Raw genomic sequence first — 25,753 nt, 5'->3', positions numbered from 1 at the left:
CGTTGCCCGTGTGTGACTTTAATGTTATCTCATAATAAAATAATTAAAGATTATAAATAATTACATATAAAAGATTTGAATAAATATTAAGAGATTTTTATATTTTTTATTTTAACTTTAATATTTATTTACTTGAAATTATGAGTAATAAACTAGAAGTAATAATAAAATATTATAATGATATATCAAATTTAGGCGTAAGATTATGGAAAACTACTACAGCACTTGCTAGTTTTAATTTAGGTGAGGTATTGAAAATATGGTTCTGTGATAAAAATTTTAAAGATTTAACGATACTAGATCAAAGTTTTATTTATACTCAATATTTAGAAACAATGTTAAGTAAAGTAGCTGCTACCGGAAAGTATCAAGATGAGAATATCGGTCATTCTCACTGGAGCAATTGTTTTGGAGAGATAAATAATCAAGATCATTTTTTAGATACAAAGCTACAGAAGTTAATAGGAGTAGAAAACAAGAATATCATTGATTCTATGCTAGATAATATAGGGGATATAAATTCACTAGAGTTTAGTACCCTTGTTACTAAAGCCCAAGGATTTTTAAAAAATAATTTAGATCAATCTGAAAGCTTGATTAAAGCAGCCAAAGAAATCGATGCTATGGCATATCCTCTGACGAGAGAGTATTTTTTATATCGCTATATAGCTAAAGCAATATTACTTACAAATACTTTAAATGTATCTTCCTCTTATGAAGCCGAGTTTAATATAGTAAAAAAAGCTCATTTAAATTTTGCAAATTATCTTAATTCATTAGAGCAAAGTCTTACTAGAATAGAAAAAGCTACGGATAAATATAATGAAGATCATAAAATTGCTTCTTGGTTAACTGAAAAATCAGATTTAGTTAGCAACCATTCAGGTAAAATAGCAGCTACTTATGCTGCTCTTATAGCCGGTGTAATTGCTTTACGTTCGTATGTAATTGATGAAGATGATCCTTGGTATGAATTATGTGCTTTACCGACCACTAGCCTTGCGATGCTACAAATTTTATTATCTTTTCCAGGTACGGTCTTATCAAATAGACAAACTAAAGAGATTAATAATAATATGTTTCAAGCATTAGAAAATAACAATGACAATGCTGAAGATATTAAATTTTTATTTGATTGCACTCCAAGCTTTGCTAATGATGCCGTAAATACAACTGCGATTTGTTTTAGATATGCTGCTAATTTAGGGTTACAGCCTATCGATTTATTAAATAATGATATTATTAATCGTATAATTGTATATACGGCTTTGCGATGGTCTGCAGCTGCAGGAGTAGTAGAAGAACAAAGTAAAGTTACAAATTTTATGCAAAATAAATTAATTAAATTTTTGCATGATAAAATTGTACCGGCTTTAATTGAGGATAAGAAATTTACAGCTGAAGAAATTAAACCATATTTTCAGTTACTATATAAACATTCCGAAAAAGATAAGAATACGCAAATAAAACTTCAGGCAATATATAATAAACTTACCAATCAAGATATAGATTTTAACAATATTGAACCAGACATTAGTAACTATCATGGAGGGTTTAGGACTGCTATGTGTTCGGCAATAGCCACACTGATTTTAGATTATATCTGTTTTTATTTTCGTAATCCAGAATTAGAATTTTATGAAGATCCAATGTTTTATGCCTCCACTTCTGTTAAATTAATGCGTCTTGCTTCTTTATTGGTATCAACATATTGTGGTAATAAAGTTATAGAAAATATCACCGGCGAAAAATTAACTAATGATGTGTTTTTTCAAAAGTTTTACTACAATGATGCGGCAAGATTGACTGTAGCGATAGTACCTTTAATAATGTTTGAGTCTATTAAAGATTTAAAATTCTTAAGTCTTGCAACTTTAATAGATGTTTTAACAACTGCTATATCGGATTTAAATGTTGGTAAGGCAATTAGTAGTGCAGGTAAAAATATTGCTGAGAAAACCGCTACTACCCTTACTTGGCTTAATAAAATTGCCTCAGGCACAAACGATGATACAGTTATTGATATTGATGCTACAGAAGAAGTACCATTTCTAGGTTCTGTGGATATTTGATTAATTATGATTATTCTATTAAAAGTAGACAGAATCTAGTATAAAAAATTATAATATTACTAAGAGCCTGTCGGTAAATAAATATTAACCGGTAATTTAGTTCTTTTTTGCTGCAAATTATAAGATTTTTTTGAAATATGAATAACTATTCCTGCAAAAATCTCATTAATTTTCGCTAAAAAAGCTCTTTAATTACTAATTAATATTTATTTACCGACAGGCTCTAACTTCTTTTTTTAGAGTATTTATGCGTATTAAAAATAAATCGAAACTTGTGTTAATTTTTCCATTTATATTATTAGCAGTAATTTTACCAATATATTTGTTATTAGAAATTTATGATCTAGGAAAAAATGGTATATATCGCAAGGATCTATATCAGGGGCTTTATTATAATTTTTCGTCCCTTTCATTACAGAAACAGTTAGAAAAGTACAATTATACCGTACAGCTTCCTAAAAATCCAAATGTTCCTTACAGAATTGCAATACTATGCAGACATGATCGTTTGGCCTGTATGAGAGTGCAGCAAGCAGCGAGTAATCTTGGGTGGGAATCATTATTTATTTCAATAAGCACTAATATGCATCCGATAGATATTTTTAGAATGTATAGTATAGTTAGACAATTTAATCCTGATTTTACTATATCCGCAGCTGATTTTGGTAAGGTTGGGGATATTAGACACTATTTTATTTTACATTTTCCTTGTCTGAGAAATAATGCTAAATATTTGATAGACATTGCTTTGGTTCCCTATTATTGTCCTAAACCTATTAAATCTGATGGATTGCTTGCTGTTACGGATTTTAAAAAAATTAATCAATATTATGAAGATATTTCCATACCTATAATTGATTTCAAGTTTTCACGACCTAAAACAGAGTTTATTAAAATTAATTATTCGAGGTTATTTATGTGTGGTTATAATTGGGATAATACTCGCTCTGGTCTCAAATATAAAAAGTTATATAAACTACTTGATAAACGTAAGGATGTAGACATGTATGGTCCTAGATCAGGTTGGTTACTGCTTAATTCCTATAGAGGATTTATACCTTATAACGATCAGTTATTTGTTGATACAATAAGAAAAAGCGGTATCGGTTTAGCATTGCATTCGGAAGAACATATTATGGAAAACTTTCCTTCCGGACGAGTTTTAGAACTTGTTAGTTCTTCAGCATTGGTAATTGTTGATGAAATGCCGTGGGCAAAAGAAACTTTTGGTGATAATATACTATATATAGAAACTTTAAACAAATCTCCTGAGGAAATATACTCTCAAATAAATCAACATTTAGAATGGATTAAGTCTCATCCTGAAGAAGCTTATGAAAAGGCAAAAAAAGCTCATCAGATTTATCTCGATAAATTTACTATGGAACAAATCCTTACAAACATAGCTAATATGCATAATAATATTGTAAGCCGGGAGAATTAGGGGGGCAGAGAGTGTATAAAGTTATACTTATAATTTTTATGATTATTTGGGGAACAATAAATGTGTACGACTCTTCATTTATCCGTTTTTTTTATTATAAATTTTTACCTGTAGAAAAAATTACTAAACTGGATGTTATTAGTGATGAAAACCTGCAGACCGGTAAGTTGGAGATGAGTAAACATAAGGTTGTTTTTGCCGGCATTACAAGGAGTAATGCACCTCATTTACCAAACGCAATGCGTCATATAGAATATATAGGACAGTTTTTTTCAGATTACAGAATAATAATTTTTGAAAATGATTCTACCGATTCTACAAAATTAATGCTAAACTTGTGGCAGTTAATAAATCATAAAGTAAAAATTATATCACAGGACTTTTTTAACCAAAAAAGACCTTCTATAAAGTTCCTAGCGGATATTAGGAATAAATATCTAGAAATTTTAAATACAAGTGAATTTGATGAGTTTGATATAGTAATTATTCTTGATATGGATATAGGTTACGGTATTGATATTAGGGGAATATTAGACAGTTTTAGCAAAATTGATCGTTGGGATGTTGTATGCTCAAATGGAATATTTAACTCCAAAGGACAAATGTATGATGCTTTTGCCTTTCGTAATGAAGAATTTTCCTATACACCGTATGAGTATAACCTAAAAACCGGCAAGAGTTATTTTGATACGGAAAACCTTGCTTTAATGCAGAAAATATATCCTCCGGATTCAGATTTACTACCGGTAAATTCGTGTTTTAATAGTCTTGCCATATATAAAAGAAAATTTTTTGAAAACTGCTTTTACGATTCCATAAAAGAAGATTGCGAACACGTATACCTGCATGAGTGTATGCGTTCTAAGCATAATGCACGAATATTTATGAATCCAGCACAAATTATCCGTTATGAGCATTATAGGTAAGGTTATAGTATACCTCTATAATTTTTCTTCTATTTGTGGTGGATTTTCTGCTTCTACTTCGATAATCTCAGATTTAGAAGAAACGATTTGATAACGCTCTAATGCTGCTGGCATGGCTTTATTTCCTGAATCAATGCCGAGTTTGTGAATGTTCTTAACTCTCGACATAAAATTACGATTAAACGAGGCAGCAAATTTATCATAATTAGTAACCATATTATGCAGGTTATTACCGATTTTTTGAGAATAATCAGCCATAGTACCGATAGAGCTTAGTAATTTTCTTACTTCTTCAATAATTACCTTATAATTTTCCGAACGACGATGATCGGTGATTTGAAATTTTGCAAATGATAGCATATTCATAAGCCCGGCAGGTCCTACGGGAAAGATATTACAGCTCCAAGCTTTTTGTAAAAATTCAGGGTCGGCTGCAATGACTTTCTCGACCGCTTGTTCAGTGGGTAAAAACATTAAAGTAATAACATTGTTAAAGCTCTGATCCTTTTTGTTTAGATTAGTTAAAATATTTTCGGCATAGTCTTTATTAGCCAAAGATTTTAAATGATAATTCATAGTTTTACTAAGACTCATGTTATTATCCTGCTCGTCTACAAGAAATTTAGAAGCTTTGGAATCAATGACCATTAAATTACCGGAAGGAAGAAAAATGAGGGCATCCGGTCTTAACTTTCCGCTGTCTAGCGTAGTTAAGCCATATTGCATAATGAAGTCTAAATTAGGACGTAAGCCCGATGATTTTAAGATATTCTCAAGCGTAATTTCAGCAAGTAACCCCGCACCGATCGGAGAAAGCAGCGACTGCTTAATCAAATCAACCGTACCTTTTGATTGCACTATATCTTTATTTAAAGCTCCTACCATTGTAATTAACCGCTCAAACTCGCTATTAAATTTTCCCGAAGCAGTAGCGATATTTTTCTCGGCTAGCTCTCTTGCCGCATTGTTTTCCATTTTATGAATTTCGATTAATTGCTTGGATAAATCTTTGCCTAAATCAAATAACGCAGCTTTAGCCGATGAAAATGACTCCTCTCTTATTTTTTCCGAATCTTTAATAGTCTGCTCTTGATATTCTACTTTGCACTTCAATTGCTCAATTTTCTGTAAACACCCTATTTTCTCTTGGTTCAATAATTGGTTATTATTGCTAATTTCTAGATTCTGCTCCGATAAGAATTGTAGCTGCGTTTTTAAGGTTTTAGTTTTTACATAAAACCAAATGATTAAAGCGAGTAAAATAAGTAGCGTAACTGCGGTAATCGGTAATAAATAAGGCATAGAATAAGCTTAAGTTTTGGGGGTGCTAACTAAAGAGAGATGTCATACCGTGGCTTGTCCAGCTTTGTTGCATGGATCGTTTTATGTCATTCCTGCGAAAGCAGGAATCCAGTAACTTCTAATGTCATCCCGCGACTTGATCGCGGGTTCCAGTCTTTTTTTATGTTTTTCTGGATGCCGTGGTCAAGCCATGGTATGACACCGAAAAGGATTGGATTCCCGCTTCTGCGGGAATGACATCGATCCTTAAGTGGACACTCATGCACTTTCGCAGGAATGACATAAAACAAGCTATCCAGGCAACACCTAGCTTGTCCGCTGTATGATATCTCTCTTTATAGTTAGCAAGGTTTAATATTTAATTTCTAATACTAAATAATACTAAAGTACCTTATACTTTGCACTGATTATTTTTAATATTTTAACTAAATATTAAAAAATTAATATATCTATTGCAAGAACTTAAAATTTAATTAAATTTTTATTAAAAAATTAACTTAAAAAATTTAAAGCTAGGTGTTTTATGAAAAAAATTATGTTGCAAGGACCAGACATAGATGTGGATATAAACAATGAAGATATTGAAATACTAAACAATGAAAAAAGTTTTGATGATTTTCTTAATCCTACAGAAGATAAAAGAGCAGGAGCTGAAATATTTCTTTATGCTCATGGTACTACAGAATTCACAGAATTAGAAGGAGATATATTAAATTTATATTCATCAGATCGTAGTAACGATAATAAAGCTAACAATATAATTGCAAGAATTGCTTATAATACTGAACCTGAAGAGGTTAATATTATTCATGTGCTTGCCTGTCACTCTGGTGATATACATAATCATATAAAGTGGATAGAAGGTAATATAGTACTACTGACCTATAGTCGTTCTGATGATGTAGCATGGAGCAGTGATTGTGAACATTTTTATAATTCTAGGGTCAATAATAACGAATGTATTATTGACTATATTGCTAATAATTTTATCTCATTAGTACGCACAAATACTACGATAAGCTTTAAGTTTGATAATAATATATATACTCATGATTTGAGAGAATATACTAACGTTTTTAAAAGACATGAATTAAACTCAAGCGATTTTAACAAAACACTCGAATCACTATTTCAAAAGCTACAGAATTTTTATTCTGATTTATATAATAATTATCATGACAAATATCCAGAGTTATTACCTTTATATCAAGGAGAACAAACTCTCAATTATACTGAAGAAATGTTAGATAGTGAGATCCAAAAGTACTTAAAAACAAGATTTTTGAAGACAGTATTAGATGATAATATTGGTCTGATGTCTTACTTTTTCTTAACGGAGTGGGTAGCTTATCCTAACCTAAAACAAGAAAAATTACCTTTGGTTATTATTGAAAAACAGTTAACACATATGCTAAAAAAATGCTTTCTACTTCTTCATTTATTGTTAATAGTAATCACTTTGTAAAAGCTATTGAAACTAACAATCCTGAAATTATTAATTTAATGTTCAATCAGCGTTCACAAGATGCTATAAGCGATAATCCTGCACAAATTCTTAACATGGCTATTGAGTACAACAACAAAGATGTCATTGAGTTTTTAGTATCAAATGTAGAAGATGAAACATCAAAAATGCAGCTAGAACAAACTTTAAAGAATAATTTTATATCATCACTTAAATATAATCTTGTAGATAGAGTAAAATTGTTATTGCCTTTCACATCAAAACTATCCTTCGCATCACAAGATTTAATAAATAGTGGTATTGATATTAGAAAAATCGCTGAAAATTATAATGAAGAAATAGTAAAAATGATATTTGAATCTCCAAATATAATATCCCTACATGGATATTATGTTAACTTAGAAATGCAAAATGGTGATTGGAAAAACTCTGTATATTTAAAAAAAGCTGCCAAATATACTCAAGGATTCAGTACCCTAGTACAAGAAGGATTAATAAGAGCATGGGATCTACAAAATAAATTTACTGGAATGAGTGTAAGTGAAGTTGCTAAATTTGGCTCATCGGAATTAATGAGGTTAATATTTAAAAATTTAAGTTCTGAGCAAACTCAAGATACTCTTAGTAAAGCTGTAACAAAATCTATTCAATTTAATAAAGATACTGCTGAACTTAAGGAGCTACTACAATATCCAGGTATTAAAATAACTTCAGAAAATCTTTATGAAGCGATACTCACGGGAAATAAAGAATCAGTAGCATTAGTAGTTAATCATCCTTCTGCTAAAATAGATTATTGGTCTTTTATAGAAACAATCTTAAGAGTAAAAAATCCGGAAATCATAGATCTGATATGTTCTCATCCGTCTTCAGCAGAATTAGTAAGAAATTATTATTACAAAAATGAAAGACATCCGGATAAAATTGCTAAGATTTCACATTATGTTCAAGAAATTCATGAAGATACTATCAATATTTTAGGGAATGAAGAATTTTAGCATAACTACTAGCTAGACTATTTCGTTGCTGATGTCGGAATAGTCTTGACCATTTCGACATTTAATTATAAGCCATATCCTTGCACATACCAATAAATGTAGCTGAATTGACTATATTCACTTTATCTTCTAGAGGTCCGAGTGGCTGAGCCGGTTTTAACAATTCCTGCGTTAGTATAAATTTGGTTTTTTTCTCGATATTCGATAAAAAAGGTAAATGTAAGCTGTGGGAATTATGTATTATTGCGTATTTATTCCATTCCAAATATAGCCTATCTAAATTTGCTTTAGGATTAGCCGGACCATAAACTTCTATACTACCGAATTTATATTTTTGCAAAGGATATAATTCATAATCGTAAAAAAAGTCGTTTGGATATTTATTGCGAGTAGTTAAGTTGGTATGAATAAATTTATTTTGCTCCTTGTGAAAAACAAAAATATCCAAGCAAACTTTTTTGCATATATTGTAAGATCTCTTAAAAGAAACAGTATAACCGAGTTGCTCAAATTGCGGTAATATTTGCTGCAAGTGTATTTCTTCTTCGTGCATTATCCCTATATCTAAATCATCGTCAAAAGGAATTATACCTTGATGTCTAACAGCTCCAAGCAGAGTGCCGCCTTCTATCCAATAATTAATATTATTCTTCCCAAGTAGCTCATGAGTGTCTTTCATTAACTGATAAAGGGCAATAGCTTTTTCCTCGCTAATTCTATATTTTTTTACTTGTTCATCACTTAAGGTTACATATCGCCAGTCATGTTCTAATATATAAGCATAAAAAAATATACCGGCAAATATAATTAATATTAAGCCTGTAATATTTTTAAAGGATAACATCGACTTTAATTTCATCATCTTTCATCTCAAATTGTATTTCTTCTGCCGATGTGACGTTTTTTAAATCTTCTGTTAATTCTGCAGATAATTCTATGCCGCTAACTTTAAGTAATTTTATAGGAGCTTTTATAGATAGATTTTTCTCAGCTTTGAATTTTCTGACGATATCTAAAATTTCAAGCAGCCCTTCTGCTCCTTTTGCGTCTATATTATAGTTTAAGTCACTGTAATTAATCAAGCTGCCCTTAACGTGAACAGAATTTTCACTATATAATAGCTGATATAATTCTTCGGTAATATGCGGCATGAACGGTGCAAATAACTTTAATAGCGTTTGCATCACATGATATAAAGTTAATATGCTGCTATATTGTCCTTGCGGGTTTTTATTTTCTTCGTCATAAGCTCGATTTTTACTTATCTCTAAATAATTATCACAAAATATTGACCAAAAAAACCGCTCCACCAAATACATAGCACTTGCATACTCGTAATTTTTAAATTCGATAGTAGCAAGATTCACTAGTTCTACTAGCTTATTGATTATCCACTGATCAAACTCGTTAGTGATTTTTTCTTTAACGTCTAAAAGCTTTGCTTGTTTATCTTCATCTTTTAATTTCTCAAAATGTATAGAAACAAATTTAGCGGCATTCCATAGCTTGTTAACAAGCCTTTTGCCATTTTTCATAACGTCTTCAGAATAGGCGGTATCGCTACCCAGTTTTGAATTTGCCGACCAATAACGTATGACATCGGAACCGTATTGCTCTAGCAGTTTTTCAGGTACTAAAACATTGCCCTTAGATTTTGACATTTTACTTCGATCTTCAGCTAAGCACCAACCGCTTACCATGATGTTTTTCCACGGCAAAGTATTTTGGTGTAAATGAGCTTTAAAGATAGTATAGAACGCCCAAGTTCTTATAATTTCATGTGCTTGAGGTCTTAAATCCATCGGAAATAATTTATCGTGCCTAGCTTTATTAACGGCAAAATCGTCAGAAATGCCATGAGTTGAAAGTTGCGGCGAAATGGAACTTGTTGCCCAAGTATCCATTACGTCAAAATCAGGTTCTACTTCCTCCTTACTATAACCTATAGGTAAATCTTTTAGGGGGTCAACAGGTAGTTGCGAGACATCAGCATATAAAATCTTACCTTCCTCACCTATTCTTTGAGAGTACCAAACAGGGAAAGGTACGCCGAAATAACGCTGCCTACTTATGCACCAATCCCAGCTAATAGCATTAATCCAATTCTCTAAACGAATCTTCATATTTTTAGGATGCCAATTTAACTCACTTGCTCTTTTAAGTAGAGCTTCTTTATGTGATATAGTTTTAACGAACCATTGCGGTACGGTTAGTATCTCAAGAGGAGCCCCTGACCTCTCAGCACATTTAACGGTATGAGTTATCTCTTCTTGTTTAGTAAGTAAATTCTGCTCTTTTAAAATATCTATTATTTTTGTCCTAGCTTCTTTAATTTTTAATCCGTCTATAGCAATATCATGAGGGAAATCTATCGTACCTTTCTTAGTGACAATAGTTTTTAAAGGCAAATTATGTGTTTTCCACCAAGTAATATCCGTTTGATCACCAAATGTACAGCACATAACTAAACCTGTACCTTTATCTTGTTGTACTAAAGGATCGGCAAGCAGCGGAACTTTAACATTAAACAGTGGAGTAACGGCAAATTTGCCTGCTAGATGATTATAACGCTTGTCATCAGGGTGATAAAATACGGCGACGCAAGCTGGTAATAACTCAGGTCTTGTAGTTGCAATAGTAAGTGGGTCATTCGCTTCAGTTTTAAACGTAACATAATTCATGAAAGAGGTTTTTTCCTTGTCCTCAATATCAGCTTGAGCAAGAGCGGTGCCGTCTACCGGATCCCATAATATTGGCTGATCATTGCGATAAACTTCGCCTTTTTTAACTAAATCAAGAAAAGACATTTGAGATATTTTTTGAGATAAAGGACTGATAGTTTGGTACTCTAAACTCCAATCAACCGATAATGCTATTTGGTTAAATAGACTTCTAAACTTCTCTTCTTCATTTGCTACTACCTCTTCACAAATTTTTATAAACTCAGATCGAGACATATTATAAGCTTTGATCTGCTTCTGTTTTTCAACAAGTCTCTCGGTTGGTAGACCATTATCGTCAAAACCCATAGGATAAAAAATATTTTTACCCATCATACGCTGAAAACGTACGATAAAGTCAGTTTGCGTATAGCTGTAAACATGCCCGATATGTAACTGCCCTGAAACAGTTGGCGGTGGAGTATCGACTACATAGGTTTCGTCTTTTGAAAGATTTGGATCATAAGCATAAATTTGTTTTTCTTGCCAAATTTGCTGCCACTTTTTTTCATTTTCAGTAAAATTATAATTTTTTGGAAATTCTTTCATATGCTTTATTTGTGTTTAAGAATATTATTATAAAGATTATATGTGATTATGACAATAGATGCTTTTCTTTAGGAAGATATGGATATTTAGAATTTGTGCAAGTGGTGCTTGCACGATTAATGACTTTTTACAACTGAGCGAACAAAAGTTTCTTGAAGACCTGTAACCTTGGCAATAACAGGAATTTTAAAGCCCTGAGTGAACATTTCCTTTGCTATTATTATCGCCTTATTATGTTCGCCCTCAGCTTTTCCTATCTCTATACCTTGTACCACACCTTCTTGTCTTCCTTCATCTCTATATGTGTCAGCTATAGTTTTCATAATGCTCTCCTTATCTTTAGATGATAAATGCTTAGTAAATACTTGTACTAATTCCGGTTGTTTTTGTTTTGATAGTTTCGTATCAGTATACCATAAGAACGAACTTAGGTAAATATAACCTTTTTCTTTATCCAATATTATAATATGTTTAAACTCTGTTAAAAACTTTTCCCATAGTTTTATCATATCTCGCATATGGATATGCTTTATCAGGTTGCGCCTCCGTATTGCAGTTTAGAGTAAATAGTCTATAATCCTCAAACAGTAATAAGAAATTATAGTTAAGGAGTTATGGCAAAAATAGATGTTAAGTGTAGATATTGTAACAACACAGAAGAAGTAATAAAGTCAGGATATTCAATTTCAAAACAACAGAGATATCAATGCAAGCGGTGTAATCGATATTTTTCAATTGGAGTATATTAATAATGCATCTAAGCCTGGAGTTAAGGAGCAAATAGTAGAAATGTCAATCAACGGCTCTGGAGTTAGAGATACAGTAAGAGTAATACAAAAGCGGGTATCAATACAGTTATCCGTGTTTAAAAAAAATCATATTAAAAACAATAAATCATTCTATCAGTACAACAGAAGTAATTATTGCTCCTGAGATAGATGGTCAATGGTCTTATGTACAGAATAAATCCAGACAACGATGGCTTTGGTATGCCTTGGATAAGATTTCGTTAAAAGTAGTTGCTTATACGTTTGGTACAAGATGTGATAGCACATTAGAATCATTACTGAAAAAACTAGAGAATTTCGAGTGACTTTTTACTATACTGGATGGGGGAGTTATACTGAGTTATTAGACCTAAAAAAGCATATTATCAGTAAAAAATACACTCAACGGATAGAACGAAGTAACTTGAACCTTAGAACGAGATGCAAGAGGCTTGCACATATTAAGACAATCTACTTTTCCAAGTCATTGGATATTCATGATAAGGTTATTGGTACTCTTATTGAACGTATAGCTTTTTAATAGGCGTAACTGCAATATGGAGGCATGACCCAGTAATGATTCTAATGTGCTATCACATCTTGTACCAAACGTATAAGCAACTACTTTTAACGAAATCTTATCCAAGGCATACCAAAGCCATCGTTGTCTGGATTTATTCTGTACATAAGACCATTGTTCATCTATCTCAGGAGCAATAATTACTTTTGTTGTACTGATAGAATGATTTATTGTTTTTAATACTAGATTTTTTAAAACACGGATAACTGTATTGATACCCACTTTTAGCTTCCTCTTACTGTATCTCTAACTCCAGAGCCGTTGATTGACATTTCTACTATTTGCTCCTTAACTCCAGGCTTAGATGCATTATTAATATGCTCAATTGAAAATATCGATTACACCGCTTGCATTGATATCTCTGTTGTTTTGAAATTGAATATCCTGACTTTATTACTTCTTCTGTGTTGTTACAATATCTACACTTAACATCTATTTTTGCCATAACTCATAACTATAATTCTCTCTTATTACTGTTTGAGGATTATAGACTATTTACTCTAAACTGCAATACGGAGGCACGACCCTTCAGTCATTAATTTCTTTGACATTACACTATCGGTAAATAAACTCCACAAATTTCTTGGAGCATTATAAATTTCTTTACCGTTGTAAATAACTAAATTATAAACTAGCGGCAATTTATCCTTTCCTTTCTTATGTCTTTCACATAATAATAGTGTATATTTCCATAGACGCAAAGCTGCCCAATAATCAATTGTTGATTGAGCCTCTACTAATACATAAACAAACGCTTCTTCTTTATTATTGGTGCTAATTTTATATATTATATCACTATATTTCTTATTTAAAGATTCTTCAATGTAGCTTTCTTGTTCTACCGTTATTTTTGATAAATCTACTAAACTCTTAAAATCATCAGGTAAGTAATATTCTAGAAATTCTTGTGCTGCTACCGGATCGTTCATTATTATTTTTACTAATGAATCATGTTTTAATTTTTGACCATAAAAATTTTAGTAGCTTTATTTTATGGCATATTTTATCTTAATTCATATAGTATCTACCTCTATTTAAATTTAAAGCTTAATATTAATAATGATAAACAAACTTTTACTTACTTTAAAATTAATGCGTGTAGATAAACCGGTACCTTATATATTAGTTTTTTTCCTGCTTTATTTGGATTGCTGCTTGCAAACCCTTCTAACACGGAATTAGCTTATTTATTACCGTTATTTATTTTTAGGTAGTATAACGACAAGGAGTAGCGGGTGTATTATTAACGATATATTTGATCGGGAATTTGATAAAAATGTTACAAGGACTAAAGACCGACCTTTAGCAAGCGGTGCTGTGTCTGTTCCTTATGCTATTTTTATACTCTTTATTCTTAGTATTATCTCGCTTTGTATCTTGCTACTTTTAAACAAAATAGCCATATACAGGTTTTTGCGGTAATAATGATTAGCCTATATCCGCTAACGAAACGTATTACCTACTTCCCGCAAATATTTATGGGCTTTACTTTTAAGTTCGGGGCATTAATAGCGTATGCGGCAGTTCAGAATAAACTTGATGCGGCGGCAATTATTATGTATTTAGCATGCTGTTTTTTGGGCAACCGGCTATGATACGATTTACGGATATATGGATATAAAAGACGATAAGAAAATAGGTGAAATCTTTAAGCATATATTTAGAGAACAAGCATCCTAAATTTTGGCTTTATGTATGTTATATAGGTTTTATATTATTATTTACCCTAGCAACAAAGATGGCTAACCGTAATATCGACTATTTACCTATTTTAGCTGCTTTAATTTTACTGATATTGCAAGTAGCGACTCTTGATACGAAATCAGCTGATTGTATGACAAGATTCAGAGCTAATAATTATGTCGGGGGTACTGTTAAGTTTAGTATTTTATTAAAAAATAGTTTATTTTTAACTTTTTATTAGTATAATTACTCTAAATAATAATAAAAAGGATATGAACCATGGGTCGTGCCTCCATATTGCAGTTTAGAGTAAATAGTCTATAATCCTCAAACAGTAATAAAGAATTATAGTTAAGGGTATGGCAAAAATAGATGTTAAGTGTAGATATTGTAACAACACAGGAAAAGTAATAAAGTCAGGATATTCAATTTCAAAACAACAGAGATATCAATGCAAGCGGTGTAATCGATATTTTCAATTGGAGTATATTAATAATACATCTAAGCCTGGAGTTAGAGGCAAATAGTAAATGTCAATCAACGGCTCTGGAGTTAGAATACAGTAAGAGTATTAAAAGCAGGTATCAATACAGTTATCCGTGTTTTAAAAAAATCTAGTATTAAAAACAATAAATCATTCTATCAGTACAACAGAAGTAATTATTGCTCCTGAGATAGATGAACAATGGTCTTATGTACAGAATAAATCCAGACAACGATGGCTTTGGTATGCCTTGGATAAGATTTCGTTAAAAGTAGTTGCTTATACGTTTGGTACAAGATGTGATAGCACATTAGAATCATTACTGAAAAAACTAGAAAATTTCAAGGTGTCTTTTTACTATACAGATGGATGGGGGAGTTATGCAAGGTTATTAGACCCTAAAAAGCATATTATCAGTAAAAAATACACTCAACGGATAGAACGAAGTAACTTGAACCTTAGAACGAGATGCAAGAGGCTTGCACGTAAGACAATCTGCTTTTCCAAGTCATTGGATATTCATGATAAGGTTATTGGTACTCTTATTGAACGCCCATAGCTTTTTAATAGGCGTAACTGCAATATGGAGGCATGACCAATAGTCAGAAAGTTTATAATCGTGAAGATGTAAATAGCATGATATTTGATAAAGTAGCAGAAAAATACGGCACTAAAGATAAATCTGCATTTAAAGAATATATACATATTATCCGTAATAATTATATGGATATCGAGTACGCCGGACACATTAGAGCAGGTTGTGAATCTTATAAAGTACCTAAGTTTTGTAGACTTGTAAATGATGATTGCTATAAAGAACTAACAGACATTATAGGAGTAACTCCTGATGCTTACTTAGAAGCGGTATCTCATTAACGTCCCGCTCTAACAGCCCAGAAGGTTACCATCGATATTGCGGTTATGTAAACCGCAATTGATAAAGAGCTACCCGTTACATGCCAAAGCATTAGGCAGATTGACGGGGTAAGGCGTCCGATTAATGAAGCACCTATACTACTGCCGATACCTACTAACATATATTTATCGGCAGTTTTGAATAAATTATTTAGCCAGCAATTTAAAGGTGCTAAGAAGCCGAGGCCCAGTATTATAATCCAAATACGCACGAAATTAACATACCATATAGAGGAATTATTCAAGAATAACCATAAAGGAATTATACTTAAACTCATTATAATAAGAGTACCCTTTAATATTTTAAGGTAATGAAATTTTTTTGTCAGATGACCTATTATCGGAATCATAACCATATCAAAAATCAGAAATTCCGTATTAAATTTCATCATTGTTTCAATTGATATATCAGTGATAAGCGGAATAAAACTATTCATAAAAACGAAAGGCACTATATAGGTCATATATGAGAAACCTACGGCAAAACTAATGCGTAAGATACTTAGTTTGCTGTTCCAAATTGTGTTTAAGTCAAGTAATAGTGAAGATACTACGTCATTGCGAGGAAAAACCGTAGGTTTTGACGAAGCAATCTTAGGCAAAATTCCTGAGATTGCCACGCCCCTTTCAGTCGCTCGCAATGACGTGTAATCCTCGCTCTTCCTTAAAAAATAACCTATAAGAGCCGTAAGCCCGCCAAATATGAAACATAACCGCCAATATTCATTATACTCTACATTTAAAACTATCGTGCTGATAAATGAAGCAAGAATAATACCAAGCATTGTAGAGGTTTGATAAAGATAAGAAGCTTTAAATGCTTTTTTTTCTTCTTTATTCTCTAAAATAAATAATTTAGCAATAGCACATTCCCCCTCGGAATATACTCCCTGCAACGTCCTAAGCACAACTAATAATAGAGGTGCAAGCCAGCCTATTTGTGTATGAGAGGGGATTAGACCGATTAGGCTAGTTGTTAAAGCAACGCCGATCAAAGAGTGAGATAAAGCAAAAACCCCACCGTATTTTTTAGCAATTACGCCAAAAAAATAAGAGCCTATGGGACGTGTAAATAAAGATGTAGCAAGAACACTATAGGTAAGTATTAGGCTAACTACTTTATCATGATTCGGGAAGAAAACAGCAGCAAGTAGAGGAACAAGAAATCCGTAAAGTGCAGTATCAAAATGATCCATCGCATTACCGATTAGAATCGAAAAATCCCTTTTGCTTAACGAATTGCTCATATATTAATAATTTAAATTTATAATGTATACTCGCTGAATCCCTCAAAATTGGCTACGTTGTTTTTTGCTTTTAATCCTCACGTACTAGTATGTACGCTGCGGTTAAAAGCTTCAAAACGCCTAGCTCTTTTCCAAATTGAGCTTCGTATAACTGTTCTTCATTTTGTAGGAGTATATAAGTATGTAATCTTCCTTGTAAATATTTTTTTAAGAGATATGATTATAAAGTTATAGCTTAAAGTAATTGTAATTAATGAATAATTTGAAACAAGGAAAGTTTATTACGTTTGAGGGCGGGGAGGGGATTGGCAAATCTACTCAATCTCAAATGCTCTATGAATATTTAAAATCTCAAAATACTCCCATTATTTTAACTCGTGAAGTTGGCGGTACTGCCGTCGCCGAAAAAATGCGTGAAATCCTAGTACATGAAGAATTGTTACCCATGTCCGAGCTGTTACAAGCTATGGCAGCACGTTATGATCATATGGTACGGAAGATTATACCCGCTCTACAAGATGGACATATAGTAATATGTGATAGGTTTATTGACTCAACTGCCTGTTATCAAGGATTAGAGCTAGAAAACGGCATAGATTTAGTATATAATCTGCACAAAACTTTAATGCCTTCTCTTATGCCGGATATTACGTTTTTTATTGATGTAGAGCCGGATACTGCTATTGAGAGAGTAAATTTACGAAATATGAGCAATAAATTTGACGTAAGAGGTATAGATTTTTATAAAAAAAACTATGATTGCTTTAAAGAATTAAGTAATAGATTTCCTGAGAGAATAAAAACAATTAAAGCTTCAGATTTAAATCCGCTTGAAGTACATGAGTTAATAAAAAAGCATCTATATACTCGGTGAATTTCAAAAATTGGCTACGTCGTTCTACAAGATCTACGGTGCTCACGTATTAAGTATACGCTCCGCTCCTCGTCTTGAGAACTCCTGGCTCTTTTTGAAATTGACCTTCGTCTACCAACTCTTTATTTATTAGAATTATACTATGAATAACACTTACTATATCACGACCCCTATATATTACGTTAACGATGTTCCCCATATCGGTCATGCTTATACTAGCGTTGCAAGTGACATTATTGCTCGTTTTATGCGGCTTCGAGGTTTCGACGTAATGTTTTTAACAGGTACTGACGAGCATGGACAGAAAGTAGAAAAAGCAGCTATTAACAAAAATATTGATCCTCAAAAATTTACTGATCAGACATCGCAAAGTTTTCGTGACCTTATGGTTGCTATGAATATTTCCAATGATGATTTTATTAGAACAACGGAAGATAGGCATAAAGAAGCCGTAGCTGTTTTTTGGCAGAAATTACTAGATAACGGTACTATTTATGAAGGTTTTTATGAAGGATGGTATGCAGTGCGAGATGAGGCTTTTTTTGATGAGTCGGAACTTACGAGTGACGGTTTAGCACCGACGGGTGCACCAGTTGAATGGGTTAAAGAGCCAAGCTATTTCTTTAACCTTTCAAAATGGCAGAATAAATTGCTTGAGTTTTATGAAGCAAATCCTGATTTTATTAGACCTATATCAAGGCGTAACGAAGTAATTAGCTTTGTTAAATCAGGTCTAAAAGATTTATCAGTATCGCGTACTACTTTTAACTGGGGAATAAAAGTTCCAAATAACGAAAAACATGTAATTTATGTTTGGCTTGATGCACTTGCTAATTATATTTCGGCACTCGGTTATCCCGACGCACAAAGTAATTACGGTAAATTTTGGCCGGCTGATTTGCATGTAGTTGGTAAAGATATCTTACGTTTTCATGCGGTTTATTGGCCGGCTTTCTTAATGGCTGCCGAAATTCCGCTGCCGAAAACTGTTATGGCTCATGGTTGGTGGACGAATGAGGGGCAGAAAATTTCTAAATCTCTTGGTAATACCATTGATCCGATTAAATTAATCGATGAGTTCGGCGTTGATCAGGTTAGGTATTTTCTGATGCGTGAGGTAACTTTTGGGGCAGACGGTAATTTTGCTCGCAGTAATTTAATTACCCGTATTAATAGTGAGCTATCAAACAAAATAGGTAATTTATTGCAGCGTACTACATCTTTTGTTTATAAAAATAATGACGGCAAAGTGCCGTTAATTGAGCAAAATATCATTGATAAAATATATGAGCTACCGCTTTTAAAAACCGCAAGTAAATTTGCCGAGCAGAATATTTTATTGATGGACAAAACAGAGATTAATAAAATTCTTGAAAATATTATTAATTTAGCCGAAGAGGCAAATATCTATATTGATAGTGAAGCACCTTGGAATTTGAAAAAAACCGATCCGGATAAAATGTTAGAGGTGTTATATACTTTACTAGAGGTGTTGCGTTATATTGCGATAATGCTTCTGCCTTTTATACCGAGTTCGGCGAATAAAATGCTAGATCAGTTAGGGGTAAATAAAGAAGAACGTTTATTTAAGCATTTAATACGTGATTATGCTTTAAGGGCGGGTAGCGATATTTTAGAACCTACCATAATATTTCCAAGATTTGAGGGGGATGTTGTATGAATAAATTTTTATCGTCATTGCGAGAAGAAACTGTAAGTTTCGACGAAGCAATCTCAGGAGTTTATTTCATGAGATTGCAACAAAGCTTCGCTCCTCTCAATGACGGTTCTAGTATCCATGCAACAACGCCTGAAAGCAGGAATAACATCGGTGTTATAGCATGCTAATAGATTCGCATTGTCATCTTAATTTACTTACCAAAGATACGGATTTAGATTCTGTCATTCAAAGAGCATTAGAAAATAATGTACAGTATATGCAAACTATCTGCACTAAAATTGAAGATTTACCAATTGTTTTAGAAATAGCTGAAAAATATGAAAATGTTTTTGCTTCTGTTGGGGTACATCCGTGCGAGGTGAATTCTTCTATTAGTCATTGCGAGGCACTGCAAGTGCTGTGGCAATCTCAGGAAGCTTGGACAAGATTGCCACGTCAAGACTACGTCTCTCCTCGCAATGACGCTGAGGTAATTATTAAGCTTACCAAGCATCCGAAAATTATTGGAATCGGTGAAACGGGGCTTGATTATTATCATCAGCCTTACGATAAAAAATTACAGCAAGATTCATTTGTAGCACATATACATGCGGCATCCGCTACTAATTTACCTATTATTGTTCATACAAGAGAAGCAGACGAAGACACTATTGACATTTTAACCTCGGAAATGCGTAATAGTAAATTTCCCGGGCTAATCCATTGTTTTACCTCATCAAAAAATCTAGCAACAAAAATGTTAGATATCGGTTTATATATTTCAATGTCCGGTATTATTACTTTCAAGAATGCAACCGATTTGCAGGAAATAGTTAAATATGTGCCGCTTGATAGATTATTGATTGAAACCGACTCACCTTATTTAGCACCTACGCCTATGCGAGGCAAACAAAACGAACCGGCTTTCGTTAGATATGTTGCCGAGAAAGTAGCCGAACTCAAAAATATCACCTCAAAAGAAGTAGCAAATATTACTACTCGTAACTTTAAAACATTATTTTCTAAATTTGACAAGCATACTCGTTTAATTTGAAAAATTGGCGACAAAGTCTTTTGCTGATAATCTTCACGTACTAGTTGTACGCTGCGGTCATCAGCTTCAAGAAGCCTTGCTCTTTTCCAAATTAAACTTCGTCTACCTACTTTTCATTTACTCATAGTATAAATAAATAATACTTTATAAAATCATAAAGATTGATAATTTAAAGTTGAAATTTATAAAATAACATGTATATTTTATAGTATTTCAATTATTAGTATATTTAATATGGAATTTGATCGCAAAAATGCTATTATTAGTTTTTTAAAAGAAAATGAAGATCAAAAATTTACCTCTTATGGAATAGCTGAATGGCTTGTAGAAAATTACATTGAAGAAGCAAGACTCAAAGCTAATGCAAGTACAAATAAGAGATTGTTAGAAGCAAAGACTCAAGAAGAAAAAGATAAAGAGATTATAGGAATTTATGCAGGGGAAATTAGTAGTAGTAAGCTTTCTGCTGAACGAAGACAAGAACCTAATATTAGAATAGAGCTAAAACCTAAGCTAAAGTTTTATTATTCACAAAACCCTGATTACTATGTCAATAATGAACAAGCCACAGAACCTAAAATAAATACAAATAAAGAAGATAAAATAACCGAAGTACAAGTATGTGATGCACTCGCATTATATCTTCAAAACAAATTGAAGATTCATAATATGCCTATTAAGCATAATTTTTCTTCAAATAAACAAGGGGCTAAAGGTAATAAGTGGTTACATCCAGATTGGGTAGGTATGGAGGTTCTTAATGAAAAATGGGGATTACTAATTAAAGATTGTGCTAAATATTATGCAGGAAAACAAGCACGACTTTGGTCTTTTGAAGCAAAAACAAAAATCAACCGTAGTAATTTACGAGAATATTTTTTTCAGGCTTTATCAAATTCCTCATGGGCACATTATGGCTATTTAGTTGCTGCTGATTTAATTGAAAGTAGACAAAATGATACCAGGCATGAACTTGAAATGCTATGTACTAGGCACGGTATAGGTTTTATTTTAGTAGATATAGAAAGTCCTGAAGATAGTAAGATATTAATTCCTGCTAGAGAAAGACCAGAAATAGATTGGAATATGGCTAATAGATTAGCAGAAGAGAACAAAGATTTTGAAAATTATATAAATAATATTGATACATTCTATAAAAAACAGAAAGTAAATGATAGTATTTGGTTTAATATTAATGACCACGTAAATAGAATTCCTAAGCAAAACAAGAAGAAAAAATAAATATTATTTATATTAAAGCTATTTTGTTAACAGTCTCATAGACCATTATTATCACGCATTTATAAAAATTTAAGTTGTGAACCCTAAAATTAATGTTACTAAAGAAATTTTTGATGTTAAACTAAATGATTATATTAATTATTTTTAGATTTAGGGATAAATTATGATGAACTGTGATTTAAGTACTAATTATACATATTATATGTTAGAGGGGCTTAGAGCACAAATTGCTCCAATACATTTAGGTATAAAAATCCTGAAAGAGGCGTATGAACATGAGTCTCTAGAGGATAATGGGTTTGCAAGAATTATGCATTCTTATTTAACGCTTTGTGAACGCATGACTAGAAAATATGAAAAACCCGAATTTAATATTCTTGAAACAATTATTGATGATAAAACCTATAACATGAATGAAAAAGTTATACTAAAAAAGTCTTTTTGTGAACTAAGGCATTTTCAGAAAATAGGTTTTAAAAAAGAATTACCTAAATTATTAATAGTAGCACCTATGGCAGGGCATCACGCTACTTTACTTAGAACAACCGTACAAGAATTATTACCGTATACCGATATTTATATTACAGATTGGACGGAAGCAAGTTTCGTGCCGCTTGAAGCAGGGCATTTTGATATGGATGATTATATTGATTACCTAATGGAGTTTATCAATTTTATAGGACCTAATGTTCACACTATGGCAGTTTGCCAACCTACTGTTCCACTGCTTGCCGCCATTAGCTTAATGTCGGAGAGTAATAGCCCGAATGTGCCGAGTTCGATGATTTTGATGGGCGGACCTATTGATGCTAGAAAAAACCCTACAGCAGTTAATGAATTTGCTCAAAGTAAAAGTTTAGAATGGTTCTGTAAAATGGTTACAATGCAGGTGCCGCCAAACTATCCAGGTCATGGAAGAAAAGTATATCCTGGCTTCCTCCAGCTTGCCGGCTTTATGAGTTTAAACTTATTCCGTCATATAGATTCACATTTAGAATTATGGCAAAGTTTATTAAATTCTGATTATAAAAAAGCCGATCATACTATTAAATTTTATGATGAGTATTTAGCAGGTATGGATATGCCGGCAGAGTTTTACTTACAAACTATAGATGAAGTATTCCAACAATTTTCGTTAGCAAGAGGTAAATTAGTTTCTGAGAAGCGTCCGATTGATTTAAAACATATTACTAAATGTGCTTTACTTGGTATTGAAGGGGAATTAGATGATATTGCAGCGGTAGGGCAAACAAAAGCTGCTTTAAAACTTTGTTCAAATATACCTGAATCAATGAAAAGATACCATTTACAAAAAGGGGCAGGGCATTACGGTGTATTTAGCGGAAGTAAATTTAAACAGTTTATAGTACCTATTATCAAAGATTTTATCTATGATTTTGATAAAACTAATTTCAGGCAATCTAAACTTAAGGCAGTATAAAAACAAGACCATAATTAAAGGAGAAGTGTGGTAATCTAATATTCAACTTTTATTAGTTTTTTGAATTTCTTGTTGTTGCTGTTGTTTGTATTCTTCCGCTTTTTCTTCTATGTAATTAAAAAAGAAATAAGTAAAAGTTAAAAAACCGGTCAAAATAATACCAAATGTTATTAATATTGCTTTAAGTTGCTTTCGCGAATCTTCTGCTTTTAATCTTTTCTCTTCTTCATCTATCTCTTCATCATTTTTGAATTCAGATATTATTATTTGTTCTTCTGTAGTATTTTCCATGTTGTAACTCAACTAAAATGAACTTCTTTATTACTAAGTTGTTCCTATAACTTACAGATTTTTGAAGTTTATAAGATTAGCTATATTTATAGTAAAAGAAGTTGAATTATGTTCAATAGACCTCTTCGGAAACTCTACTTCTAGGGGTAATTTGTACGTCAATCCAGTACTCGAATCCTCACATACGCTTTTGTACGCTGCGGTGGCAAGCACTTCCGTGTCTCGTTCAAATTCCTCCCTAAACCCTTGTTTCCGAAGAGATCTAATTTATCCATTATCTTTTAATTTTTTAAAAACATACCTCATATCGTAAATGGGTTAGCTATTTGTCGGTATTCGCTATATTCTTAAAAAAATAAAATATTTCTTATAAATTGGATATAATTCAACATCTATTACTATAATGATGAGGTTTAAGCCTCGTAAAAATAGGATATATAAGCAATAATACTATGTCAATAGTCTTGAATATTAGTAGTAAATTATGTAACAATATGTGTTCAACCATGGTTATACATATTATTATAATTTGGGTCTCCTAAAATTGGAGTATTTAAAGTATCGGAGTAAGCAGCTGACAATATAGCATCCTCAAAAGTGATATCAGAGCGTCCTATATAATTTTGAATAAAATTGTTAGCAGTAGGTTCAAGAATTGTATATTTTGTAGGACATGAATAAACAAGCTGCTTATACTCTACATTTCCAAGTTTGCTTCCAATCAATGTTAATAATACAGCGTTATATTCATCTTTTTGGACATAAAAACCAACTTTATAAGCTTCAGCTAGAATATGATAAGCTTTATTATCACCACTCAAAATCTCTAGCTTTAATTTTTCTAATCTTGCTTTATAAATACTTTCTTTTTCAGCAGCTGAAGCTTCAGGTAAAAAAGCACTTTCATAAATTTCATAATCCAGTGATGATTCTAGTTTTGCCTTAATAAGAGCTATGCACAAAATATCCGATATCATTCTAACTTTCTCCTATTTTCATTACTAATTCTTTGATTTCATTCATTTTTGACTTATCGGCGACCAAAAGACCGTTCATAGTATCGATAATTATGACATTGTCAAGACCTACTACGGTAGTTAATTTATTATTAGAACTAATGAAAGAGTTTGTAGTATTGCTTGTTACTACGTTCCCCTCACAATAATTATCATTTATATTTTGATGTTTTACCTGTAATAAGGAATGCCAAGTACCAAGATCGTTCTAAACAAAATCAGCTTTTATCATGACCATTCCCGAAATATATTCCATTATAGCATTGTCTATAGAAATTGCTTCGATCTCATTATAAGCTTCATCGTCTATTGCCAAACTTTTCTCATTTTTTATAGCAGTATTAAATGCTTTTTCTGCAATACAAAATAAATCAGGTTGAAGGTTCATTGCTAAGTTTAAGAAGAAGTTAATATCGTATACAAAAATTCCTGAATTCCAAAAATATTCATTACTTTGAAAATGTTTTTTTGCTTGCTCTAATATAGGTTTTTCAATGAAATGATCAACTAGATAAACATTTTCTGCAATTGATAATCCTGCGTTTATATAGCCATACTCGGCACTTATAAAATTTATAGGAATGCCTATAGTGCAGATACCGAATTCATTAACATAATGTAAAGCTTTATTTATAGTATTAAGATAATTTAGATTATCCGCTATATGATGGTCCGAAGGTAGTAACACTACGATATCAAACCCTTGTGCTTTAGCTGATAATGCCGTAATAATGGCACAAACGGCAGTATTTTTTTGTAAAGGCTCGGTAATTAATTCTATTTCTACTGCTTGTTCTTTAGTGATTGATTCATATTTTTTGGAAGTAATAATAGTAGGTTGTCCTAGAAATTTATTTCGGTTTAATGTTTGCTGAAGTAAAGTTAGATCACTCAATATTTTTTTAAATTGTTTCGGTTTATCCTTAGATGATAAGGGCCATAGTCTTTTACCGCTACCCCCTGCTATAATCACCGGCTTTATTCTCATATATTTTACAACTATTAATTGAATAAACAATAGAG

At 32.0% G+C, this 25,753-nt stretch carries 24 protein-coding genes and 6 pseudogenes; 16 read left to right on the top strand and 14 right to left on the bottom strand.

Annotated features, from left to right (window positions below; translation table 11 throughout):
• Positions 1 to 140 precede the first annotated feature (140 nt).
• The 3 genes from ACNFN7_RS01900 (at position 141) to ACNFN7_RS01890 (ending at position 4,442) form a co-directional block, all read left to right on the top strand.
• Positions 141 to 2,072: a hypothetical protein gene (locus ACNFN7_RS01900; RefSeq protein WP_485440606.1), complete on the top strand. Its 1,932-nt coding sequence runs from the start codon at positions 141 to 143 to the stop codon at positions 2,070 to 2,072.
• A 274-nt stretch (positions 2,073 to 2,346) separates the two neighbouring features.
• Positions 2,347 to 3,516: a glycosyltransferase family protein gene (locus ACNFN7_RS01895; protein ID WP_485440605.1), complete on the top strand. Its 1,170-nt coding sequence runs from the start codon at positions 2,347 to 2,349 to the stop codon at positions 3,514 to 3,516.
• Between the two features lie 11 nt (positions 3,517 to 3,527).
• Positions 3,528 to 4,442, top strand: a complete 915-nt coding sequence (locus ACNFN7_RS01890; RefSeq protein ID WP_485440604.1) for a hypothetical protein — start codon at positions 3,528 to 3,530, stop codon at positions 4,440 to 4,442.
• Between the two features lie 15 nt (positions 4,443 to 4,457).
• On the opposite strand, the gene ACNFN7_RS01885 is transcribed toward ACNFN7_RS01890, so the two are convergent.
• Positions 4,458 to 5,744, bottom strand: a complete 1,287-nt coding sequence (locus tag ACNFN7_RS01885) for a DNA recombination protein RmuC (RefSeq protein ID WP_485440603.1) — start codon at positions 5,742 to 5,744, stop codon at positions 4,458 to 4,460.
• Between the two features lie 523 nt (positions 5,745 to 6,267).
• Here ACNFN7_RS01885 and ACNFN7_RS01880 point away from each other — a divergent pair.
• Positions 6,268 to 7,209, top strand: coding sequence for a hypothetical protein (locus ACNFN7_RS01880; protein WP_485440602.1), 942 nt, complete (start codon positions 6,268 to 6,270; stop codon positions 7,207 to 7,209).
• Positions 7,164 to 8,207 carry a hypothetical protein gene (locus tag ACNFN7_RS01875; RefSeq protein ID WP_485440601.1) on the top strand — a complete coding sequence of 348 codons (1,044 nt, stop codon included), beginning with the start codon at positions 7,164 to 7,166 and terminating at the stop codon, positions 8,205 to 8,207. The genes ACNFN7_RS01880 and ACNFN7_RS01875 overlap by 46 nt, the downstream gene beginning before the upstream one ends.
• Positions 8,208 to 8,268: 61 nt before the next feature.
• Here ACNFN7_RS01875 and ACNFN7_RS01870 read toward each other — a convergent pair whose 3' ends face one another.
• Both ACNFN7_RS01870 and ACNFN7_RS01865 read right to left on the bottom strand, forming a co-directional pair.
• On the bottom strand, positions 8,269 to 9,069 hold the full coding sequence (locus tag ACNFN7_RS01870) for a LicD family protein (RefSeq protein WP_485440600.1): 801 nt from the start codon (positions 9,067 to 9,069) through the stop codon (positions 8,269 to 8,271).
• Complete coding sequence (locus tag ACNFN7_RS01865; protein ID WP_485440599.1) at positions 9,038 to 11,476, bottom strand: valine--tRNA ligase; 2,439 nt, start codon at positions 11,474 to 11,476, stop codon at positions 9,038 to 9,040. Before ACNFN7_RS01865 ends, ACNFN7_RS01870 begins: the two co-directional genes overlap by 32 nt.
• Between ACNFN7_RS01865 and ACNFN7_RS01860 the strand changes: the two genes are divergently transcribed.
• Positions 11,461 to 11,613, top strand: coding sequence for a hypothetical protein (locus ACNFN7_RS01860; protein ID WP_485440598.1), 153 nt, complete (start codon positions 11,461 to 11,463; stop codon positions 11,611 to 11,613). The two genes, ACNFN7_RS01865 and ACNFN7_RS01860, sit on opposite strands and share 16 nt — an antisense overlap.
• On the opposite strand, the gene ACNFN7_RS01855 is transcribed toward ACNFN7_RS01860, so the two are convergent.
• Positions 11,593 to 11,934, bottom strand: coding sequence for a hypothetical protein (locus ACNFN7_RS01855; RefSeq protein ID WP_485440597.1), 342 nt, complete (start codon positions 11,932 to 11,934; stop codon positions 11,593 to 11,595). The genes ACNFN7_RS01860 and ACNFN7_RS01855 overlap by 21 nt on opposite strands.
• Positions 11,935 to 12,090: 156 nt before the next feature.
• Between ACNFN7_RS01855 and ACNFN7_RS01850 the strand changes: the two are divergent.
• Positions 12,091 to 12,784: pseudogene (locus ACNFN7_RS01850) on the top strand (IS1 family transposase).
• On the opposite strand, the gene ACNFN7_RS01845 reads toward ACNFN7_RS01850, so the two are convergent.
• The 4 genes and pseudogenes from ACNFN7_RS01845 to ACNFN7_RS01830 all read right to left on the bottom strand — a co-directional run.
• Positions 12,728 to 13,045, bottom strand: a complete 318-nt coding sequence (locus ACNFN7_RS01845; protein ID WP_485440596.1) for an IS1 family transposase — start codon at positions 13,043 to 13,045, stop codon at positions 12,728 to 12,730. The pseudogene ACNFN7_RS01850 and the gene ACNFN7_RS01845 overlap by 57 nt on opposite strands.
• 2 nt (positions 13,046 to 13,047) lie before the next feature.
• Positions 13,048 to 13,104: a hypothetical protein gene (locus tag ACNFN7_RS01840; protein WP_485440869.1), complete on the bottom strand. Its 57-nt coding sequence runs from the start codon at positions 13,102 to 13,104 to the stop codon at positions 13,048 to 13,050.
• Positions 13,101 to 13,268, bottom strand: coding sequence for an IS1 family transposase (locus ACNFN7_RS01835; protein WP_485440595.1), 168 nt, complete (start codon positions 13,266 to 13,268; stop codon positions 13,101 to 13,103). The genes ACNFN7_RS01840 and ACNFN7_RS01835 overlap by 4 nt, the downstream gene beginning before the upstream one ends.
• Before the next feature lie 82 nt (positions 13,269 to 13,350).
• A pseudogene (locus ACNFN7_RS01830) lies at positions 13,351 to 13,788 on the bottom strand (Rpn family recombination-promoting nuclease/putative transposase); the annotation flags it as partial.
• A 94-nt stretch (positions 13,789 to 13,882) separates the two neighbouring features.
• On the opposite strand from ACNFN7_RS01830, the pseudogene ubiA reads away from it, so the two are divergent.
• The 3 genes and pseudogenes from ubiA (at position 13,883) to ACNFN7_RS01815 (ending at position 15,866) form a co-directional block, all read left to right on the top strand.
• A pseudogene (gene ubiA / locus ACNFN7_RS01825) lies at positions 13,883 to 14,718 on the top strand (4-hydroxybenzoate octaprenyltransferase).
• A 147-nt stretch (positions 14,719 to 14,865) separates the two neighbouring features.
• Positions 14,866 to 15,549 (top strand): annotated as a pseudogene (locus ACNFN7_RS01820) (IS1 family transposase).
• A 32-nt stretch (positions 15,550 to 15,581) separates the two neighbouring features.
• On the top strand, positions 15,582 to 15,866 hold the full coding sequence (locus tag ACNFN7_RS01815) for a hypothetical protein (protein ID WP_485440594.1): 285 nt from the start codon (positions 15,582 to 15,584) through the stop codon (positions 15,864 to 15,866).
• On the opposite strand, the gene ACNFN7_RS01810 is transcribed toward ACNFN7_RS01815, so the two are convergent.
• Positions 15,863 to 17,152, bottom strand: a complete 1,290-nt coding sequence (locus ACNFN7_RS01810) for an MFS transporter (RefSeq protein WP_485440593.1) — start codon at positions 17,150 to 17,152, stop codon at positions 15,863 to 15,865. The two genes, ACNFN7_RS01815 and ACNFN7_RS01810, sit on opposite strands and share 4 nt — an antisense overlap.
• A gap of 253 nt (positions 17,153 to 17,405) precedes the next feature.
• Between ACNFN7_RS01810 and tmk the strand changes: the two genes are divergently transcribed.
• From tmk to ACNFN7_RS01780, 6 genes are all read left to right on the top strand, one after another.
• Positions 17,406 to 18,026: a dTMP kinase gene (gene tmk / locus ACNFN7_RS01805; RefSeq protein WP_485440592.1), complete on the top strand. Its 621-nt coding sequence runs from the start codon at positions 17,406 to 17,408 to the stop codon at positions 18,024 to 18,026.
• A gap of 142 nt (positions 18,027 to 18,168) precedes the next feature.
• A complete protein-coding gene (gene metG, locus ACNFN7_RS01800; RefSeq protein ID WP_485440591.1) occupies positions 18,169 to 19,707 on the top strand; it encodes a methionine--tRNA ligase in 1,539 nt (512 codons plus the stop codon).
• Positions 19,704 to 19,874, top strand: a complete 171-nt coding sequence (locus ACNFN7_RS01795; RefSeq protein ID WP_485440590.1) for a hypothetical protein — start codon at positions 19,704 to 19,706, stop codon at positions 19,872 to 19,874. Before metG ends, ACNFN7_RS01795 begins: the two co-directional genes overlap by 4 nt.
• The gene (locus tag ACNFN7_RS01790; protein ID WP_485440589.1) at positions 19,868 to 20,740 is read left to right on the top strand and encodes a TatD family hydrolase; all 873 of its coding nucleotides are present in this window, start codon (positions 19,868 to 19,870) and stop codon (positions 20,738 to 20,740) included. The genes ACNFN7_RS01795 and ACNFN7_RS01790 overlap by 7 nt, the downstream gene beginning before the upstream one ends.
• A gap of 234 nt (positions 20,741 to 20,974) precedes the next feature.
• A complete protein-coding gene (locus ACNFN7_RS01785) occupies positions 20,975 to 21,982 on the top strand; it encodes a hypothetical protein (protein ID WP_485440890.1) in 1,008 nt (335 codons plus the stop codon).
• Between the two features lie 163 nt (positions 21,983 to 22,145).
• Positions 22,146 to 23,423, top strand: a complete 1,278-nt coding sequence (locus ACNFN7_RS01780) for a polyhydroxyalkanoate depolymerase (protein WP_485440588.1) — start codon at positions 22,146 to 22,148, stop codon at positions 23,421 to 23,423.
• 42 nt (positions 23,424 to 23,465) lie between these two features.
• Here ACNFN7_RS01780 and ACNFN7_RS01775 read toward each other — a convergent pair whose 3' ends face one another.
• From ACNFN7_RS01775 to ACNFN7_RS01755, 5 genes and pseudogenes are all read right to left on the bottom strand, one after another.
• On the bottom strand, positions 23,466 to 23,714 hold the full coding sequence (locus ACNFN7_RS01775; protein ID WP_202068999.1) for an RP671a family tick cell line-upregulated protein: 249 nt from the start codon (positions 23,712 to 23,714) through the stop codon (positions 23,466 to 23,468).
• Between the two features lie 117 nt (positions 23,715 to 23,831).
• A pseudogene (locus ACNFN7_RS01770) lies at positions 23,832 to 23,981 on the bottom strand (palindromic element RPE1 domain-containing protein); the annotation flags it as partial.
• Between the two features lie 233 nt (positions 23,982 to 24,214).
• A complete protein-coding gene (locus ACNFN7_RS01765) occupies positions 24,215 to 24,691 on the bottom strand; it encodes a hypothetical protein (protein WP_485440587.1) in 477 nt (158 codons plus the stop codon).
• Position 24,692: 1 nt separating this feature from the next.
• Positions 24,693 to 24,890 (bottom strand): hypothetical protein, encoded by a 198-nt coding sequence (locus tag ACNFN7_RS01760; RefSeq protein WP_485440868.1) that lies wholly within the window; start codon positions 24,888 to 24,890, stop codon positions 24,693 to 24,695.
• Between the two features lie 48 nt (positions 24,891 to 24,938).
• Positions 24,939 to 25,712, bottom strand: a pseudogene (locus ACNFN7_RS01755) (mannose-1-phosphate guanylyltransferase); the annotation flags it as partial.
• Positions 25,713 to 25,753: the final 41 nt, after the last annotated feature.

This window comes from Rickettsia sp. MAE-05 (assembly GCF_057319745.1).
This window is presented reverse-complemented; position numbering and strand designations above follow the sequence as displayed.